Here is an 18,167-nt window from a genome sequence, read left to right on the forward strand (position 1 = left end):
GTCCTTGTCCACTGTTTACGGGTAGTGTGGTATTAGTCTTACAGACGCTACTTGGTTAATATCTCGCAGGTCATGCTGTTAAAACGCTATTTGTAGTATTTCTCTTACAGTCAAACATTCGCTTTATATGTTTTTCTGCTTTTTTCTTTCTGCGTTAATGGCACTTTGGCTACGCATTCGCAGGAACCTTCCTGCTTACTTTCAAGAACAATTGGTCGATCATCTTTCGGCGTTGAAAGTTCAGCTGGGCAAATGGCTGCTCGTGACAGTTTTTACTCAACATGAACTTTCAGCACACCATCCTTTTTAAAGACAGGTACTGAAAGATGTTCAAGAAAATCGCATTTGCTGCTCCCCTGGCTGTTCTGGCCCTGAGTTCCTCGATGGCGTTTGCCGCCACCGAAGCCCGGCACTCCATCAGTTTGAAGGCAACTGTCAACTCCGATGACTTCTACGCGGTGCCGGTTGATTTCGACCTGGTCAACAAGGATCAGGACATGAGCTACAACCCAGGCATCGACGCCATGAAAACCGTCGACGGGCACTTTGACGTCCTTCACACCGCCGGTAAGGTCAACGCACGACTCGAAGGCGTTCCAAAGTTGATCGCCGGTAGTAAAACCATTGATTTGAAAGTCGAGCTCAATGGCAAGACATTGAATACCACTTCGCAGGAAGTTGTCGGAGATACTGATTCCAATACACGCTACCGCGCACCTTTCAAAATCAGTGCAATCACCAGCGGCAAACCTGATGCAGGCGAATACACCGGTGTTGTCATGTTGGTCGTTGAGCCTTCTGTCTAAACAAGACTTTCGACACTAATACGCTTACTTGTTCCAGGTAACGTACCCGGTCGGCAAACTTTCCGGTTTGTCGACCGTGTTTTGACTTCTTCGTAATCAGAGTATTCGTTCATGTTCCCGATGACGCCCATCGCGGCGGCGCTTGCGCTGCTGTTATGTAGCAGTGCATTTGCGGCGCCCACTTCCATTGATAACACGCCACGAAGTTTGCTGGCACAGGCCAAGGGCCTGCCGGCCGAATTCGAAGAACATTTCTTCGATGTACCGCTGGCGGTTCGGGTCGAGCTCGACCAGCAACCCCTCGGCGAGGCGATGATTGTGTTGTCCCGCGATGACCGGGTGACGTTGCTCGATTTCACCGATACCAGCGAAAGCCGCTTCAGTGCAGGTGAGCGCGAAGCCTGGGCCGATATTCTCAAACCCGGCGTGGCGCTTGGCTCATGTAGCGGGCAATGCCCGGAGCAAATGCTGGCGGCGCACTACAACCTTGAAAATTCATTGCTGTCGATCGTCACCGAAAATGCCGAGCGCGACAGCGAAGCCAAACGTTATTACGAGCAACCGCAAGGCGGCAGCAGCGGCCTGATGGTGCGTAACCAGCTCAATCTCAACGGCGGCCAGGACCAGGACCTGGGCGGTCGTTTTGGCCTGGAGGCCAGCGGCAGCCTGGGCAACTGGACACAGGCCTTCAACATGCAACTGTCTCGCCTTGGCGGCCCGGACGACAAGCTTTATCACGCCGTGCATGAGCTCTACACACAGCGCGAACTGGAAGGGAGCTTTTTTCGTCTGGGTTACTTCACCCCCAACTCCGAAGGCCTGACGCGCCAGCCCCGCTCATTCGGGACCAGCCCTGATACCGCTGTGGGGGTGATGTATGGCAGCTCCGACAGTCTGGCGATCGACAGCCCCAAGCCCAGCGTGTATCCGGTGTACGTCACGGCCAACCGTCAGGGCTCCGTGGAGATCTATCGCGATGGTTTGCTGATCAACACCCAGTCGGTGCCGGCGGGTTTGCAAACGCTCGATACGCGACCCTTGCCCGGCGGTATTTATGAGGTGGAAGTGCGGCTGATCGAAGACGGTCAGGTGACGTCCACCACCCAGGAGTTGATCTATAAGCCCAATAACTGGCGCAACTTTGATGAGCGCTGGCGCTACAACCTGTTCGCCGGGCAGGAAAGCAAACTGCTCAGCAACTGGGACCAGCAGTACAGTGGCGACGCGACGGCAGGCGCTGCGATCAACTATCTGCTGCACCCACGGGTGATTCTCGGGCTGTCCGCGCGGCAGGTTCGCAACACGCTGCAGTATGGCAGTTCCATCGATTGGAGCCTGGCCAACAGCGTCAGCCTGTATGCCAACGTTTATCAGACCGAAGACCACGGCACCGGCGTCGATTTGCAGGCGCTGTACAACTATGGCTCCGGCAGTCTGGTGGTGAGCCACAACCGCAGCTGGCTGGACACCACCAACACCTATGACACGCTGCCCGACGGCACTCGTGTGCGCCAACGCAATGTGTTCACTGGCGAGACCAGCAATTCATCGCTGGCGTTGAACCATCGGATCAGCCGCAAGAGTTCGCTCAATGCGCGGGTCTCGCACAGTGAAGGCAACGTTGAAGGTGTCGGTGTTGATCTGGGCTGGGCGCAGCGCACCGAGTTGTTTGGCAGCGATGCCAACTGGCGGTTGTCGCTGTTTGATCGTCCGGGCAGCTACAGCAGCGGCAATGCGCGCAATCGTGGGGTCGACCTGAGTATCAATATGGCGTTGGGTCGTCCGGGCCAGCAGATCTCCGGCAGCATCGGCAGTCGCACCGCCCGTGATGGCAGCCGTGACAACAATGGCTCCATCGGTTTTCGCCAAGACCTGCAAGACCACGTACTGCAAAACGTCTCGGTGACCGCGCTCACCGACACCTATGGCGTCGGCTTGTCGAGCCTGGCGAACTTTCGCACCGATGCCATCAACGGCGACGGATTTATCCAGCGTTCGTCGTTCAACGGTAACTACACCGGAGGCTTGAACCTGGACAGTTCGGTGATCGTCGGTGCTCAACGCATGGCCCTGACGAGTCAGCATCAGGGGCGAGGGGCGGGGATGATCGTCGACGTCGAGTCCGATATCGACGGCATCGCCTTGCGGGCCGACGACCTCAGCGGTGGTAGCGCGGCGTTGCGCCCGGGGCGCAATTTCATTCCGCTCACCGCCTACAAAAACAGTTCGGTGAGCTTCGACTTCGAAGGCAATCACGCGCCGGCGGCCAGTATCGAACCGGGTCGTACTCGCTATCACCTGAACAAGGGCGGCGTGGAGTACCGCAAGGTCCGCGTAATGAAAACCCTGACCGTGCTGGGGCGCCTGATCGACCCGCAAGGCCGGCCGCTCAAGGGCCACCACGTGATCAACCACGCCAGCCGTGGCGTGAGTGAAGTCGATGGCTTCTTCTCGATGGAAATGCATGCCGGTTCGCCAACCCTGGAAGTGCGTTACGCCGATCAGTTGCTGTGCCAGTTCCGGCTCGATACCGACAAACACCGCAGTGAAAACAACGTCTTGATGATCGGGGATTTGCGTTGCACGCCGGACACCTTGGCGGATGCCTCATTTACTCGACAGGAGGCCAGTTGAATGGTGAATCTCAAGACTTGGATGCCGCAATGGCTGTGCGTGCTGGCGTTGTTTGTGGCGACACCGGCCGAGGCGGTGAATCATGAAATCAGGGCGTTGTTCACACCTGATTCCGCGAACCCGCAAAGCAACAAGTTTATCAATCAGACACCATCCACTGGCTACTGTGGGGACTACCCGGATATCTGCCGTAATAGCGATACCTTCAGCATCCGGTTGATGACGCGCGTCGTATCAAACAAGCTGATTCAAGCCGATGCCGGACCGCGCGAAAGCGCAATGTTCAAGGTGCCGGGGGGGTGGCGTTCATTGACGGTCATCAATGCGGAAACGGGGGACGTTGAAACAGTCGAAGTACGTATTTCCGGCGTTGGTTCCAATTATATCTTGAGTGATACGGCCGCCAATCTGACCGGAGCCTCGAGTCCAGCGGAAGGCCACGGTCGGTTGTGGAAAGGCGCAGGCTGGGTGTATCCAGCGCCCCCCTGTACAACCACTGGGATGGGTTTTCTCGGGGCGACAACGTACGCTTTTTTCTGGAAAACCCCAGATGAACGCGCTTGCGTAAAAGTGGCCAACTTTCCAATCCCGGCCATCACCTATGACTATCTGGATTTTGCCTATGAACTGCGTACGCCCAACCCGCTAGGCATGTCATCGGGACTATATACCGGAAGCTTGAGTTATAGCCTGGGCCCTAACGGAGACTTCGACTTTGGCGATGTCATGATTCCGAACGACTCGGACCTGACCCTGGATTTCGTGCTGGATGTTCAGCACACCCTCAAAGTCGAGATTCCGCCCGGCGGCGAAAGGATCCAGCTGGTGCCCGCCGGTGGCTGGCAGAGCTGGCTGCAGGCAGGGCGGCGTCCGGTGAACCTGTTCCGCGATCAGACCTTCAACATCTCGGCGTCGTCACGTTTCAAGATGCTAATAGATTGCGGGCCTGGAATTAATAACGAATGCGCACTGGAAAACTCCGAGTTGAACAGACGAGTCGAGCTGTTCGTCTTTGTCAGCCTGCCCAATGGCATAACCGACCTTTCCGGACAACCTGTGAGGCGTTTGCGACTGAAGACGGGTGCGGGGAATGAGCTGTATTTCAAACCCGGTTTCTATGTGGATCGAGCACCGGGAACCCTGCATTTCGAAGTACCGCCCCATTCGATGGAAGGCATGCTGCGACCCGGTAGCGGCGGCAGGTATGCGGGCACTGTCAAGGTGTATTGGGATTCGGAAATCTGAAGGTGCGCGCTGCGATCAAGCACGCCGCCATCCTTGGCCGATGTTCGCCACACGGGTCATTTTTACAGGGAGTTTTCGTGTGAAGACTTGCAATGGGATTGAACGGTGGTTGTTACGTTCTTTCGTGGCGCTTTTCAGTCTGGTGGTTTCGGTGTCGGCGCAGGCCGCCTCCATTGAGGTCACGGCTTCATTCAAGCCTGATCCGGGCAACCCGATGCGTAACGAATTTATCAATACGACGCCGTATACCGGGCACTGCTCCATTTACCCGACATTTTGCGAAGGGCTATCCATCTTCAGCATCCAGGTGCCGATCGAATTCAATTCCAATGGCCCCATCGAAGCCCGGCACAGCGATATGCGCAAAGGTGCGATGTTCAAGCCCCCGACCGAGTGGGCGTCACTACAGGTTGTTCATCAAGAGACCGGAGAGCCGTCGATATTGCAGGTGCGCATAGCATCGATTGGCGGCCGATACTACCTGCCGGACCGGGTTCAAAACATCATCGGTGAGGGCGCGCCCGACAGTAATCCGGACGCGCACGCGATGCTGTGGAGTGGGTACAACTGGACTTATCCGCCCGCACCCTGTGGCTACACCGGAGGCATGTTTGTCGAACCGACGTGGCGTTCGTTTTTTTGGTTGACGCGACCAGGCAGTAGCTGTGTCCCGACGGCCGCTTACCGGATTGAAAGCCTGCGCTATGACATGTTTCAGATCGGCTACGAGCTTCGCACCCCCAATCCGCTGAAAATGTCCCCTGGACGCTATGTCGGCAGCCACACCTACGGGGTCGGTCCCGGACGTGATTTCGACATGGGCGACATCATGTTGCCCAGCGATGACAGCCTGACCATCAACTTCAATCTCGATGTTGAGCACACCCTCCAGGTAGAGATTCCTCCCGGTGGTGAAAACGTCCAACTGGTTCCGGCGGGCGGCTGGCAAAGCTGGTTGCAGGCCGGGCGTCGGCCAGTGAGCCTGCTCCGAGACCAGACGTTCAAGATCTCCGCCTCGTCGCGTTTCAAGATGCAGTTGGAGTGCGAGACGCCAGGGATTGTCACCGATTGCCAGATTCGAGACCCCGTCACCAAGTACGCGGTGGAACTGCAAGTCAGCGTCAGCCTGCCCGATGGCTTGACCGATATGTCCGGGCAACCGGTCAAGCGGCGTCGCTTGCGTACCGGACAAGCCAACGCGCAACAGTTCCAGCCCGGCTTTTTCGTGGACAGGGCACCCGGCATCCTGCATTTCGAAGTACCGCCATACGTTATGGAATTCATGTTGCAGCCCGGCAGAGGTGGCAACTATGCAGGTCGGGTCACGGTGATCTGGGACTCGGAAGTCTGATGGGCCGCGTATCGATACAGGGAGGTTGTGTTTTGTTCAATGTGAAGAGGTTCATGGATATGAAGCGTTTGTTGCTGTTGATGGGTTTGAGCGGTTTTTCCCTGGCCATTTCGGCCGGACCGCAGATTAACGTCGGCACGGTGTATGACTATCTGGACGGGGAGAAGAGCACCTACCTCAAGCGCGTGTTCAACAGCGGTGACAGCACGGCGTTCGTCAAGGTCAACATCCTCGAAATCGTTTACGACGCCGAGGGTGGTCACCAGGAAATACCGGTCAGGACGCAAGCGGACGGTAGTGGCCGGGATGGCTTGATGGCCAGCCCCGCGCGACTGATCGTGCCGGCCAAGGGCATGCAGGGCACGCGCCTGTTACACATGGGCGACCGTGACACCGAGCGTTATTTTCGCGTGCGTTTCGTGCCGGTGGTGCCGGAGAAAGAAGACGAGTTCGCCGTGTCGAGTGAAGAGCGCGAAGCCTACAAAGAGAACTTGTCGGCGGGGGTCAACGTCATGACCGGTTTCGGTACGGTGTTTTTCGTACGTCCGAAAAACAGCCGCTTCGACAGCGTAATCGATGACAGCGCCAGTGTTTACCGCTTGCGTAACAACGGCAACACCGTGGTGCTGATCGATGAGTTTCGCAACTGCTCGCTGAAAAACGAAACCGAGTGTGAGCCGGTCACCAAGCATCACGTTCTGGCGGGAAAAACCTTCGAATTCGAAAAGAAACCCGGTCGTGAGTACCGTTTCAATCTGGTCGAGGGCGCGTCGAAAAAAGCGTTGCGCATTGCCAGCCAGTAACAGCGCAGGGGCGAGTGGCATGTGCTTGCTCGCGATTTTGTTTTTGACGTAGCAGGTAGCAGACATGATCAAGCAATCAGCCATCGGCATGTGCGCTGGCGTGATGGCGCTGGCGGGTTCCCTGGCGTTCGCGGCGCGGGAAGAACACCGGTTCTATGTCTCGGTGGACATTCCGACACTGGGGTTTTACGTGATCCCGGCCGAAACGGACTGGATACATCGCGAACAGATATTACCATGGAACATTCACAGCAAAACCCTGGAGGGGATGCGCAAGAACTTCGACGTCAAGCATGACTCCAGCGCGATCGAGGCACGGCTGGAAGCCGAACCCTATTTGTCCAACGGGCGCGACGAGCAGAACATCTCTTTGCGCGTCAGTTTCAATGGCCTGGAGTTGAGCCATGATCCGCAACCGCGCGAAGTGGTATCGGCAGCCCAGGCCAGGGCCGGTGGACGCTTCCCGCTGGAGATCCAGCCGAAAGTGCCCGCCGGCGGATACAAACCAGGTGTTTATTACGGCAATGTGCGAGTGATATTCATCGCGGCAGCGCCTTGATGTGCGGCAGCCTGATGGGTCAGGCTGCCTTTGGCCATTATTGGCCAGCTTTGCGCAGGGCCTCTCGGGTCAGGCGTCTCGCCAGTTCTTTTTCGTTGTTACCGAGGTCGACGAGCATTCGGTCGAAGCTTGCTTCGCTGATCGGCTCATCGGCAAACACTACCGTGGGCAGCACCGGCAGATCGTTCATGAGTACCTTGAGCTGGTTGCGCAGGTCGGCTTTGCGAACGTCCTGCGTCGCCTCGAGCCACTGAAGCTGGATTGTACGCAGGGTCTCCAGTTTCTCGTATTTGCTCTGGTACAGTCGTTTGTTCGCCTCCATTTCAGTCGGCCAGGTTTCACGCAAGTAGTGCTCCCAGAAATCCTGTTCAAGCATCGTGTTGATCAGGCCATCGCCTTCACCCAAGGCCAGAGCCGTGTCGTACGCCTGATCAATCATGGCGTCAGTTACGCCGGCAACCGGTCGGTACAACATGCCTTGCGATTGCCACGGCAAGTTCAATCGCGAGGCGAGACCGGTCTGGTACGCCAGGTAGACTTCAACGTCATCAGGGTTGCCGCCACGACTGGCGACATCGGCCCGGGCAACTTCGTTGACGTGATCCAGTCGTGCGGCACCTTTGGCCAGGGTCACCAGTTTGCGCTGAAGCGCTGCACGGTCAGTGGTGAATGAATAGGCCTCGGAGGCGAGTACGCGAATGCCCATGCTGTTGAACAATTGCGCGCCGGCATCGGCGCAATCGACGGGGGCGATGGCCATGGTGTAGAGCTGCTCGCGCAGCTGAGTGTCGATATGCACGGCATCGAGCATGCGTGCCATGCGCTGTACCAATTGCTGGCGAGCAGGGCCACCAGCGACAGAGTCAGACGAGTGTTCCTGGTTGATCAGGACTTCGATAAACGCATGGGACCGGGGGTCGTCGGACAGTTCCTGGAAAGTGCTGATCCGTTCTACTCCCAACCCCGGTACATTGGCCCAATCGTTGGCAGTGGCCCCGTAATTCGCCGGGATAGAAATCACCAGAGGCTCGGGAGGCAATCCCACTGAGTGACGAATATCCTGGTATTGCAGTTGGTTCGTCTCTGACAAATCACCGACGTTGAGTCGGGTTCGGGCAATGACCCAGGCCTGCGGTCTGCCGGGCACTACCTCGGGAATAACGCCGAGAGGATTGTCCCGCAGGTCCAGGAGAAAACCCCTTGGTCGGGTTTTGCCCAGGGTGCCGTCGGGCCAGGTGGTCAGGCCGGTGTTTTTCAAGGCCACAAGCTTGAGCCTGGGCATGCGCCCAATGTCCGGCGCCATCGCCAAGGGGTTGTTATCGAGCCTGAGTATTTCCAGATAGGTCAGTGGCTTGAGGCGCTGGACTGCATCGGCATCAAGCACAATGGCATTGTCGCTCAACTGCAGGCGTTCCAGCCGCTGCATGGCGCCGATCCTGTCGGGCAGCGTCTTCAGCTCGCAACGCCGGGCGCTGAGTTCGCGCAGATTGGGGAAGTCTTGCAGCAAGCCATCCGGCGTTGCCTTGAAGCGCGTGTTGTCGAGCTTCAGTACCGTCACTTTATCCAGGAATTTTTTCAGCTCCGGTCGTTTTGGCCATGAAGCTTCCAGATCCACGGATGAAAGCTCCCGTGACAGATCCAGCGCATAGCCATCCGGATTGGCACGGTTGCCGAGTTCACTGTTTTTTCGCTCGAAACACTCAAGCAGGCGCTCGGCAATGTGCAGGCGTGTGCCGCGTAGCGGCATCGGATTATCGGCATCAAGTCCGGCGAATTGGTGCTCCCAGAGTTCGACAGTCCGGCGTAGTTCGTCGAGGTCTTTTTCCTGTTCGTCGAGAAGTTTCATCGGCTCGCCCTTTTCGATCAGGGCCTGGGCAAAAATGTCTACCTCGTTTTCGCTGAAATGTGGATGCAGGTCTTGAATCCGTTCGTGCAGTGTCGCGCCTGAACGGCTGGTCCCGGCACCGCGCACCAACAGCACGGTCTCATGCTCGGCCACGGTACGAATCGGTGGCGTGGCCAGAACTGTCCGGCGCTCGCCCGGCGTCTCGATCTTGGCAATGACCCATTGCTTGAAGAGCCCGGTATCGCCCGGTCGATATCCCAACGCTCTCAGTCCATCCCCGCCCATGGCCTGGAGTAGCGCGGGAAGAAGATCATCGGCTGCATGGATCTGACGGTCCTCGGCGTCGCGCACTGCATATTCTCCGGACTCGTCGCGAACCATGATCCGCACTTGTGCTGCATCTTCGGGCCCGGCGCTGCAGCGCAGTTCGCCGTCGAACGTGCCCTGGCGGATTTCGATGCGCAACTTGCCGAAGATATCGGTTTGCATGCGCAAGGTGCCCAGCACCAGGCGCTCGGTATCGCCGCTGACCAACGCGTCGTCGTACAGGCCGTGGGCGGCGCGGACCGCCTGCGTCTCGAACTGAAGCTCCCGGGCCTGGCTTTTCAGGCGCAAGGGCAGGCGCTTGTACCGGGTCATTTGCTGGCGCTCCGACGGGGTGGCACCGGCGAAGATCTTTTGCGCGACGGTTTCAGGCAATTCGGGATAGCCGCTGAAAAGTGCGGCCATTTCCGGGGGCAGCGCAGGAGGCGGATTCACCGGTGCCCCCAGGCGTTGCAGGGTGTCGGTCAGCAGGGGGGGGGGCGGGGCGTGCTCGATGTGCATCCGGCGCAGCTCGGCTTCTTCGGTACCGCTGATCTGACGGATCTGCTCCAGTTGCGTGTCGCTGAAGGCATCGGTTGTATGACCAATGCGCCTCATCAATGTCGAACCTTCCCACTCGCGCGGGTTTTCCGTTTCACAGACCCAGGCGCCCTGATCATTGTGACGCAGTGTCGGTGCATAGGCATCGAACCGCTGCGGATGGCGGATGCGCTGTTGCCCTGTGACCGGGTCGTCCAGCACTTCGAAGTGTTGATCGTCCAGGCGCAAGATGCGCCGGCCTTGATGCTGGTAAATACCTTGTCCATCCGGCTGGGCGTCAGCCGCAAGAACTACATCGGGTCGCTGGTACGGGGTCAGGTCAGGGTTCCACAAACGCGTCTCACCGTTTGCCAATTGCACCGGTTTCAGCCCCTCGAAGAACGGTGAGAGTTTCGCTCGCGCGACATTACCGATTGCGCCACCCGCCGCAAATGCGCCCAGTTGGACGACGCTTTCCAGCACGCTGATGACTTGTTCTGCAAACTCGGCAAAATGGCCCTCGGCCAGATCGACGATACCCTCGACCACTTCGTCCGTCAGTTGATAGGCGGTGTAGGCCAGCATCAGTTCGCCCAGGCCTGGCACAAACGGCGTCGCCACCAGCAGCGCGACGTTGAGAATGTCCGCCAGCATTTTTTCCAGGTTATCCCACCAGGCCCAGCGGGCCATGCGGTCGGCGTAGTCGGTGGAAATCGCGATTTCCCGCGCATCGTTGAGAATCTTGTTGAGCTTCTGTTGGTAGTAGTAGCCCCAAAGATCCTTCTTGAACGTGGTTTCCTTGTCGGTCTTGACGTTCGACAGGCTGAATTTCAAGTCGGGGTTGGCCACGGGTGTTTCACGCCAAGTGGGCAAGCTGGAGCCAGGTGGGACCGGTTGCCATTTGATATTGCTCAGGCGGTCATTCAGTCCGGCAAAAAAAAGGCCGCGTTGCTGATGGGGCACGAATTGGCTGAAGTACTGTTGATAACTTTTGCTGGAGGTGCCGTCGCGCAGCTGGCGTGTGAGCTCCGCCATGAAATCGAGTATCGACGGGTATCGCTTGAGCGGATGCTCCGGGTCATGGGGAACATAGGCGATGACCGGTACGGTACTTGTGGCTGTGTCCAGATCGGGGGCAATCAGCACAATGCCAACCAGGCGCGTGTCCATCATCGACAGGTTGTAATAGCTGACGGGCTGCCCGCGCCATTGCAACTTTGAGCGATCGTCGAGCATGCCTTGCACGACGTCATGGGCCTCCTGGTCGATGTCCTTTTTCATCAGCGCCATGTGCGCCGCGATGTTGAGCGCGGTCTTGTGACTGAGGGTGACCTTGTGGCGCAGGACGGTGTCGGCCACCGGGTTGTCCGACAGCAGAAATTCGTTCAGGTGTTGTTGGTAGCGGGCGCCGATATCCAGTTCGCGGCACAACGATTTGAACTGCTCGATGCTCAGCTTGTGCTTGAGCTTTATTACGCCGAAGTGCCCACGGGCGTTGGGGCGGGTGATGAACTCCGAGTCCTGGGTGAATGCCTCGTCGCGGGAAAAGTTGTGCAGGGCGGCATCCAGCAGCGAGACGGTGCGGCTGGTGGTGCCTGCGGAAAAGTCATGCACCCACCATGAGGTTTTTGCCGGTGCATACAGCCGCAACCAGGTCTCTTCGACGTCATCTTCGACACCGAAGCGGTCCTTCAGCGCCTGTTGCAACAAGGGTTTGGCGAAGGCGTAGACATCCTGCAATTCGCTCAGGGCCCGGTCGACATCGTTTTGCGCGGTCCAGCCGAGTTTGACGTCCTTTTTCAAGCGTTCCCGTAGCGCCTGTGCAGCGTCCAGCTGCCAGGCGGGAAGGGTCACGCGATCATTCTTCAGCGCAGTGATGCGAGACAGTGATGCTTCTGCCAGCCAGGAAGGGATGGCCTGCCTGACCAGGTCGAAATGGACGCTTTGATCCGTCGGGTCGTTGGCGAGCGAGTCTGAAGTCCGGTGCGTGTGGTGCATGGTTTGATCGTCCGTTGATCATGGATGGAGCGATCAGACTAGGCAGGTACCTTAGGTAAAAAAAGCGCAAAAACAGGTTCGGAATGACGTCTATATCGTCCCGAACCCGGCAAAAAACAGGAGTGAAAAATACATGTTTACCGCCACGCGGACATCGGTGCCGATCCGCGGCTAGCGGCGAACGGTTGCCTCGGTTACCGAGGTTGGCTGGCACATGGTGTGGGTGCCTGGTTGCAGGTACGGCGTCAGGATCGGGGCCATGCCCTTGAGCACCTGCACCGGCAACGCCGAGGTGAAGGTGAAGCTCTCCGCCGAGCGGCCCGGCACGAAAGCGGTCAGTGTGCCGAAGTGGGTGTCGCCGATATAGAACACAAACGTGGCCGTGCGGTTGAGGGATTTCGAACTGAGGATTCGTCCGCCCGAGCCTATGGCTTCGATACGGTTGTCGCCAGTACCGGTCTTGCCACCCATGGCCAACGGAGTACCGTCGGGCAGTTTGAAGCTGCCGGCCACACGTTTGGCCGTACCGGCATCCACCACTTGCGAAAGGGCTTCGCGCATGGCCGTCGCTACCTCGGACGGCATCACCCGTTTGCCGACGTCCGGGTCGTTGATCAGTTGGGTTTCATACGGGGTGTTCGCAGCGAAATGCAGGCTGTCGATGCGCAGGGTCGGCATGCGCACGCCATCGTTGAGGATGGTGCCGATCAATTCCGCCAGGGCTGCCGGGCGGTCGCCGGAGCTGCCGATGGCAGTGGCCAGTGACGGCACCAGGTGATCGAACGGATAGCCGACTTTCTGCCAGCGCTGGTGGATGTCGAGGAACGCCTCGATTTCCAGCATGGTGCGGATGCGACTGTCACGGGCGCCCTTGTGCCTGCTTTTGAACAGCCAGCTGTAGACCTCCTGGCGCTCGAACTGGCTGGCTTTGACGATGTCGCTCCACTCGGCGTCGGGGTGGTTGAGCAGGTAGCCCATCAGCCACAGGTCCAGTGGGTGAACCTTGGCGATGAAGCCCTGGTCCGGCAAGTCGTAGACACCGGGGCTGTAGGCCTCGTAGAGCCTTATCAGGCGCTCGTCAGTGAGTTTTTCCGTGAGCTTGGTGCCCTTGAGGTGCGAGCGCACGAAGGTATTGAAGCTTTCCTGGCTGGCCTGTGGCAGCAGGTAGCGATGGACGGCGGCCATGCGGATCGGCGTCGGACGCATGCTGTCAAGGAAGGTGTCGAGCCGTTCCTGGGTGTCCTTGTTCCGGTACTTCTTCCAGAACTTGAGCAGGAACGAAGTCCCTTCGCGGTCGGCGAACGAGGCCAGGTATTCCTGGCGTCGCGGGTCGCGGTCGTCGAGGAACAGTTCGGCACGGTTGTTCGGGCCGGAGTAGGTGGTATAGCGCACCAGGTCACGCATCAGGCGAATGAACGGCAGGTTGATCGACTCGCGCAGGGCATCGCGCAGGGTCGGTATCCGGCCGTTGTCCTCTTTGCGGAAGTTATGGAACACATGCAGGCCGCCACCTGTGAAAAACGCCTCGCCGGGGCTGGCGGAGTATTTGCGGTCCAGGGCGGCGCCGAGCATTTTTTGCAGGTCGCGGTCTTTGTTTTCGATCAGGTAATCGACGGCCCAGCGGCTCAAGCGGTCCTGATCCGGCACGTCGACTTTCTTCAGTTCGGGAACGGTCATGCCGGCGTATTTGTCGTGCAGTTCGGAGATGATTTGCAGGTAGGTGGTCAGCACGCGCATTTTCGCGGTGGAGCCCAGTTCCAGTTTGCTGCCTTCGTTGATATCGAATGGCTGGTCGGTGCTGTCGGTCTGCACCCGAACCCGCGAGCCGTCCGGGGTCAGTTCAAACAAGGTGAAGCTGTAGCGTACCTGGGTGGTGCTGGTGGTGGTCAGGAGGCGTTCGCCGATCAGGCCGATCTGCGTGGCAAAAGCCGGGTCGGCGAGTTTTTTCAGGTACTCGGTGGCCTCGGTTTGCAACTCGCCTTGCAGGGTGCTGGTGGCGGACAGGTCGAGGCGGTCGAGGTCGTACAGCGGGCGATTGAGCATGCCGGCCAGACGGCTGCGCGCGACACTGATGCCTTTGTTGGTTTCGATCGGTTGAATGGTCGGCTGGGTGGCCCAGTCGCGGTAGGCCACTTTGCTGGCCAGCGCGGCGGCGGCGAACGGCGCGTCGATCACATTGTTTTGCGCCAGCAGGCGAATATGACTGTCGGTGAGGTCGGCCAGTTCATCGTGACCCTTGGTCAGGTAGTGAGAAGGGCGGCGCTGGGCGATCATCAGCGACAGCATTTCACGCAGGGCCAGGCCTTTTTCCGCCATGGTTTTTGGATCCGTCGCAGTGCTGGTCAGGGCGGCGTTGGCCTGGTTGAAATCGGATCCATACCAGACGCGCAAGCCCTCAGCCATGCCATGCACTTCACCATGGCCCGGTACAGCCGACAGCGGCACGCTGTTGAGGTAGTCGCGAACCACGTTCTGCCGGGCTTCGAGGGTTTGTGGCCCGGCCTGATAGGCGCGTACGGTGGCGGAAATCATCTGGCGAATTTTTTCCGCGCCATTGACCGTCAAGCCATCGGGGGAATGCCGGTACTTCTCCAGTTGCGTGGCCAGGGTACTGCCACCGGCGGATTGGCCGGGCACGTGCAACAACTTGGCCACCTGCGACCACGCCGCCATGCCGAATCGTGGCCAATCCACCGCCGGGTTGGCCAGCGGTTGCTTGGGGTCGAGCAGGAAGCGGTTCTCGATAAACAGCAGGCTGTTGACCACCACCGGCGGGATCGAGGCAAAGGTCGAATAAAGCTGCTGCGGGTAGTTGTACTGGTACAGCGGTGCTGCGCGGCAATCGGTGATCGACAGCCCGGCCTGGATTTTCTCGGCATAAGGCACGAACAGGCCCTTGTCGCTGTACTTCAACAGCTCCGGGGAAAAGCGCGTTTGCGCCTCAACGACGAAATCGCGCTTGATCAGGCGCGGCAGGAACTCATCCAGCGAGCTGTAGCCCAGGCGCCGATCGAACGGACCATCGCCCGGATAGCGAATCGCATCGCTGGGCCCGGGTTTGAGCTCATAGTTCAATGACGCGGCGTATTTGCTGACTTCCCGGGCCTGGAACCTGGAGGTACGCATTTCCCTCGCAGCCGCCAACCCCACGACAATCGCGATGATCAACAGCAATAGCCAGAACGCTCCCCACCCGTGCCTGGAACGACGGGGTTTTTCAGGTAACGGCGCTTCATCCACACCTTCAGTCGGGACCACGGTTTTACTCGAATCGGTTTGCCACAAAGCGCCCATAGTCGACTGATCCATTCACGCAGATTGATCGGACTTGACTGAAGCTTAGACGGTGGTTGGCGAGGGTGAAAAAAATGTGCAGGGCAGAATGATGCACGGACACACCAATAAGTAGGCCAAATGGAACCATTGTGGCGAGGGGGCTTGCCCCCGTTCGGCTGCGCAGCAGTCGTAAAACAGGTAAACACGCTGTGTCAGACAATCACCAGTCGCAGGTTTTAGCGCCGCTTCGCAGCGCAATGGGGGCAAGCCCCCTCGCCACAAAGTGTTTGGCGTATGGGCGTCTGTTTACAGCCAGCACGCATCCCAGAGCGGATAGTCGCCAATTTTATCTACAAGCCCTGCCCTGAGTGGATTGGCAACAATGTAGCGAGCAAACGGCAGGAGATCTTCTCCGTCGCGAATGGCCCGGTCGTGGTAGCCGGTTTGCCAGAGTGGGCCATGGCGGCCGGTGACTTCATTCAGTGTGCGGGTGCAACGTGACTTGATGGCTCCGATGACATGTCCAAGATTGCCTTCCTCCAACTGCATCAACCAATGAAAGTGATCGGGCATGACCACCCAAGCAAAGGAACTCACTGCGTTGGACTCATGCGCCCTGCGCAGTTCTGCAACAAGCAAACGTCCCAAATGCCAATCCGAAAAGACCGGTTGGCGATCATGAACAACGGCGGTGATCAGATAGGCCCGGCCGCTCTCGGAGTATCGGCCCAGACGCAAGCGATGGGAGTTGGGCTGAGTTGGCATTCCATTGCTTCCCTTGAGGTTTTCAATTGCACATTCAAGGCTAGTACCCGGTTGTCCAGGGCAGCTCTGCTTGTGTTGAGTGAAAACTCTGATACCTGTGAAGGAATAACGGCATGAGAAGGCTTTTGTTGTTTTTGTGGCGAGGGGGCTTGCCCCCGTTCGGCTGCGAAGCAGTCGTAAAACAGGAAACTGCGGCGTGCCAGACAACCACCAGTCGCAGGTTTTAGCGCCGCTTCGCAGCGCAACGGGGGCAAGCCCCCTCGCCACAGGTGTTGCTGCGGCTGAAGCGTGGTGGCGGTCTGTAATGACCGAACTAGAGCCTTTTTTAGGGTAAATACGGCTTTGGCAGGGGCATGACGATGCACCATTGTTGTGCAATACTCGGCGCCGCTTTTCCCACTGATCTTGCAGGTTTTTCCTACAAGGCGGCGTTGCCCACGAGGCGGGCCGGTTCGGGAAGTGATGGCTTATCGGTCTGCGCTTCGCCACTCGGTGGTCATATCCAATAACAAGACGAGGTTGTCCCCCATGCCCGTAGGCAATCACCTGCCCCAAGGCGAGACCGCTCAGGGCGGTCCGCTTAAACGTGAACTCGGCGAGCGGCATATTCGCCTGATGGCACTCGGTGCCTGTATCGGCGTCGGCCTGTTCCTGGGCTCGGCCAAGGCCATCGAAATGGCCGGTCCGGCCATCATGCTGTCTTACATCATCGGCGGTCTGGCGATCCTGGTGATCATGCGCGCCCTCGGCGAGATGGCTGTGCATAACCCGGTCGCCGGCTCGTTCAGCCGTTACGCCCAAGACTACCTCGGCCCGTTGGCGGGCTTCCTGACCGGCTGGAACTACTGGTTCCTGTGGCTGGTGACCTGCGTCGCGGAAATCACTGCCGTGGCGGTCTACATGGGCATCTGGTTTCCCGATGTCCCGCGCTGGATCTGGGCGCTCGCTGCGTTGATCAGCATGGGCTCGATCAACCTGATCGCAGTCAAGGCCTTCGGCGAATTCGAGTTCTGGTTTGCCCTGATCAAGATCGTCACCATCGTTGCGATGGTGTTTGGCGGCATCGGCATTATCGCTTTCGGTTTCGGCAACGACGGCGTGGCCCTGGGGATTTCCAACCTGTGGACCCACGGCGGCTTCATGCCCAACGGCATGCAAGGCGTGTTGATGTCCCTGCAAATGGTGATGTTCGCCTACCTCGGCGTGGAGATGATCGGCCTGACCGCCGGTGAGGCGAAGAACCCGCAGAAAACCATCCCCAACGCCATCGGCTCGGTGTTCTGGCGGATTCTGCTGTTCTACGTCGGCGCGTTGTTCGTGATCTTGTCGATCTACCCGTGGAACGAAATCGGTACCCAGGGCAGTCCGTTCGTGATGACCTTCGAACGTCTGGGCATCAAGACCGCCGCCGGCATCATCAACTTCGTGGTGATCACCGCTGCGCTGTCGTCCTGCAACGGCGGGATCTTCAGCACCGGGCGCATGCTCTACAGCCTGGCGCAGAACGGCCAGGCCCCGGCGGGTTTCGCCAAAACGTCGAGCAACGGTGTGCCGCGGCGTGCGCTGCTGCTGTCGATTGGCGCCTTGCTGCTGGGCGTGTTGCTCAACTATCTGGTGCCGGAAAAGGTCTTTGTCTGGGTGACGGCGATTGCCACCTTCGGCGCAATCTGGACCTGGGTGATGATCCTGCTGGCCCAGCTCAAGTTCCGCAAAGGCCTGAGCGCCAGCGAGCGAGCAGGGCTGAAGTACCGCATGTGGCTGTATCCGGTCAGCTCGTACCTGGCGCTGGCGTTCCTGGTGCTGGTGGTCGGCCTGATGGCGTACTTCCCGGACACCCGTGTGGCGCTGTATGTGGGGCCTGCGTTCCTGGTGCTGCTGACGGTGCTGTTCTATGTGTTCAAGCTGCAACCGACGAATGTTTCGCAAGGTGCGACGCGTTCGGTTTCGTAAGTTGTAACGCTTGAAAAGCAAAAGCCCCGGTCGAATTGATCGGGGCTTTTTGTTGATAGACAATTAACTATGGCCGGGTGTTTTTGTGGCG

The 18,167-nt window shown here is 58.6% G+C and carries 10 protein-coding genes; 7 read left to right on the plus strand and 3 right to left on the minus strand.

All coding sequences use genetic code 11. The features are described 5' to 3' along the window. The first annotated feature begins 326 nt into the window (after nt 1–326). The 6 genes from KGA88_RS26130 (at nt 327) to KGA88_RS26155 (ending at nt 7,398) form a co-directional block, all read left to right on the plus strand. Nucleotides 327–806, plus strand: coding sequence for a CS1 type fimbrial major subunit (locus KGA88_RS26130; RefSeq protein ID WP_110660073.1), 480 nt, complete (start codon nt 327–329; stop codon nt 804–806). 111 nt (nt 807–917) lie between these two features. Beyond that, nucleotides 918–3,440, plus strand: coding sequence for a TcfC E-set like domain-containing protein (locus tag KGA88_RS26135; protein ID WP_223595241.1), 2,523 nt, complete (start codon nt 918–920; stop codon nt 3,438–3,440). Next, nucleotides 3,441–4,685, plus strand: a complete 1,245-nt coding sequence (locus KGA88_RS26140; RefSeq protein ID WP_223595243.1) for a hypothetical protein — start codon at nt 3,441–3,443, stop codon at nt 4,683–4,685. A gap of 79 nt (nt 4,686–4,764) precedes the next feature. Continuing rightward, nucleotides 4,765–6,036, plus strand: coding sequence for a hypothetical protein (locus tag KGA88_RS26145; protein ID WP_223595245.1), 1,272 nt, complete (start codon nt 4,765–4,767; stop codon nt 6,034–6,036). A gap of 59 nt (nt 6,037–6,095) precedes the next feature. Then, the gene (locus KGA88_RS26150; protein ID WP_110660070.1) at nt 6,096–6,839 is read left to right on the plus strand and encodes a molecular chaperone; all 744 of its coding nucleotides are present in this window, start codon (nt 6,096–6,098) and stop codon (nt 6,837–6,839) included. A 64-nt stretch (nt 6,840–6,903) separates the two neighbouring features. Beyond that, a complete protein-coding gene (locus tag KGA88_RS26155) occupies nt 6,904–7,398 on the plus strand; it encodes a CS1 type fimbrial major subunit (protein WP_110660069.1) in 495 nt (164 codons plus the stop codon). A 37-nt stretch (nt 7,399–7,435) separates the two neighbouring features. Here KGA88_RS26155 and KGA88_RS26160 read toward each other — a convergent pair whose 3' ends face one another. From KGA88_RS26160 to KGA88_RS26170, 3 genes are all read right to left on the minus strand, one after another. Continuing rightward, complete coding sequence (locus KGA88_RS26160) at nt 7,436–12,085, minus strand: dermonecrotic toxin domain-containing protein (protein WP_223595247.1); 4,650 nt, start codon at nt 12,083–12,085, stop codon at nt 7,436–7,438. Nucleotides 12,086–12,256: 171 nt separating this feature from the next. Further along, entirely contained in the window at nt 12,257–15,379 is a 3,123-nt protein-coding gene (locus tag KGA88_RS26165) for a transglycosylase domain-containing protein (protein ID WP_223595249.1), read from the minus strand. A 288-nt stretch (nt 15,380–15,667) separates the two neighbouring features. Next, a complete protein-coding gene (locus tag KGA88_RS26170; protein WP_223595253.1) occupies nt 15,668–16,126 on the minus strand; it encodes an REP-associated tyrosine transposase in 459 nt (152 codons plus the stop codon). Nucleotides 16,127–16,654: 528 nt separating this feature from the next. Here KGA88_RS26170 and KGA88_RS26175 point away from each other — a divergent pair. Next, on the plus strand, nt 16,655–18,076 hold the full coding sequence (locus tag KGA88_RS26175; protein ID WP_110662956.1) for an amino acid permease: 1,422 nt from the start codon (nt 16,655–16,657) through the stop codon (nt 18,074–18,076). The last annotated feature ends 91 nt before the right edge of the window (nt 18,077–18,167 follow it).

Origin of the sequence: Pseudomonas sp. A-R-19 (genome assembly GCF_019956575.1) — a bacterium.
Lineage (GTDB): Bacteria > Pseudomonadota > Gammaproteobacteria > Pseudomonadales > Pseudomonadaceae > Aquipseudomonas.

What these genes read in the sequence shown, in the direction of transcription:
- KGA88_RS26130 (WP_110660073.1), top strand. Translation starts at nt 327, where the DNA reads ATGTTCAAGAAAATCGCATTTGCTGCTCCCCTGGCTGTTCTGGCCCTG.
- KGA88_RS26135 (WP_223595241.1), top strand. Translation starts at nt 918, where the DNA reads ATGTTCCCGATGACGCCCATCGCGGCGGCGCTTGCGCTGCTGTTATGT.
- KGA88_RS26140 (WP_223595243.1), top strand. Translation starts at nt 3,441, where the DNA reads ATGGTGAATCTCAAGACTTGGATGCCGCAATGGCTGTGCGTGCTGGCG.
- KGA88_RS26150 (WP_110660070.1), top strand. Translation starts at nt 6,096, where the DNA reads ATGAAGCGTTTGTTGCTGTTGATGGGTTTGAGCGGTTTTTCCCTGGCC.
- KGA88_RS26155 (WP_110660069.1), top strand. Translation starts at nt 6,904, where the DNA reads ATGATCAAGCAATCAGCCATCGGCATGTGCGCTGGCGTGATGGCGCTG.
- KGA88_RS26160 (WP_223595247.1), bottom strand. Translation starts at nt 12,085, where the DNA reads ATGCACCACACGCACCGGACTTCAGACTCGCTCGCCAACGACCCGACG.
- KGA88_RS26165 (WP_223595249.1), bottom strand. Translation starts at nt 15,379, where the DNA reads ATGGGCGCTTTGTGGCAAACCGATTCGAGTAAAACCGTGGTCCCGACT.
- KGA88_RS26170 (WP_223595253.1), bottom strand. Translation starts at nt 16,126, where the DNA reads ATGCCAACTCAGCCCAACTCCCATCGCTTGCGTCTGGGCCGATACTCC.
- KGA88_RS26175 (WP_110662956.1), top strand. Translation starts at nt 16,655, where the DNA reads ATGCCCGTAGGCAATCACCTGCCCCAAGGCGAGACCGCTCAGGGCGGT.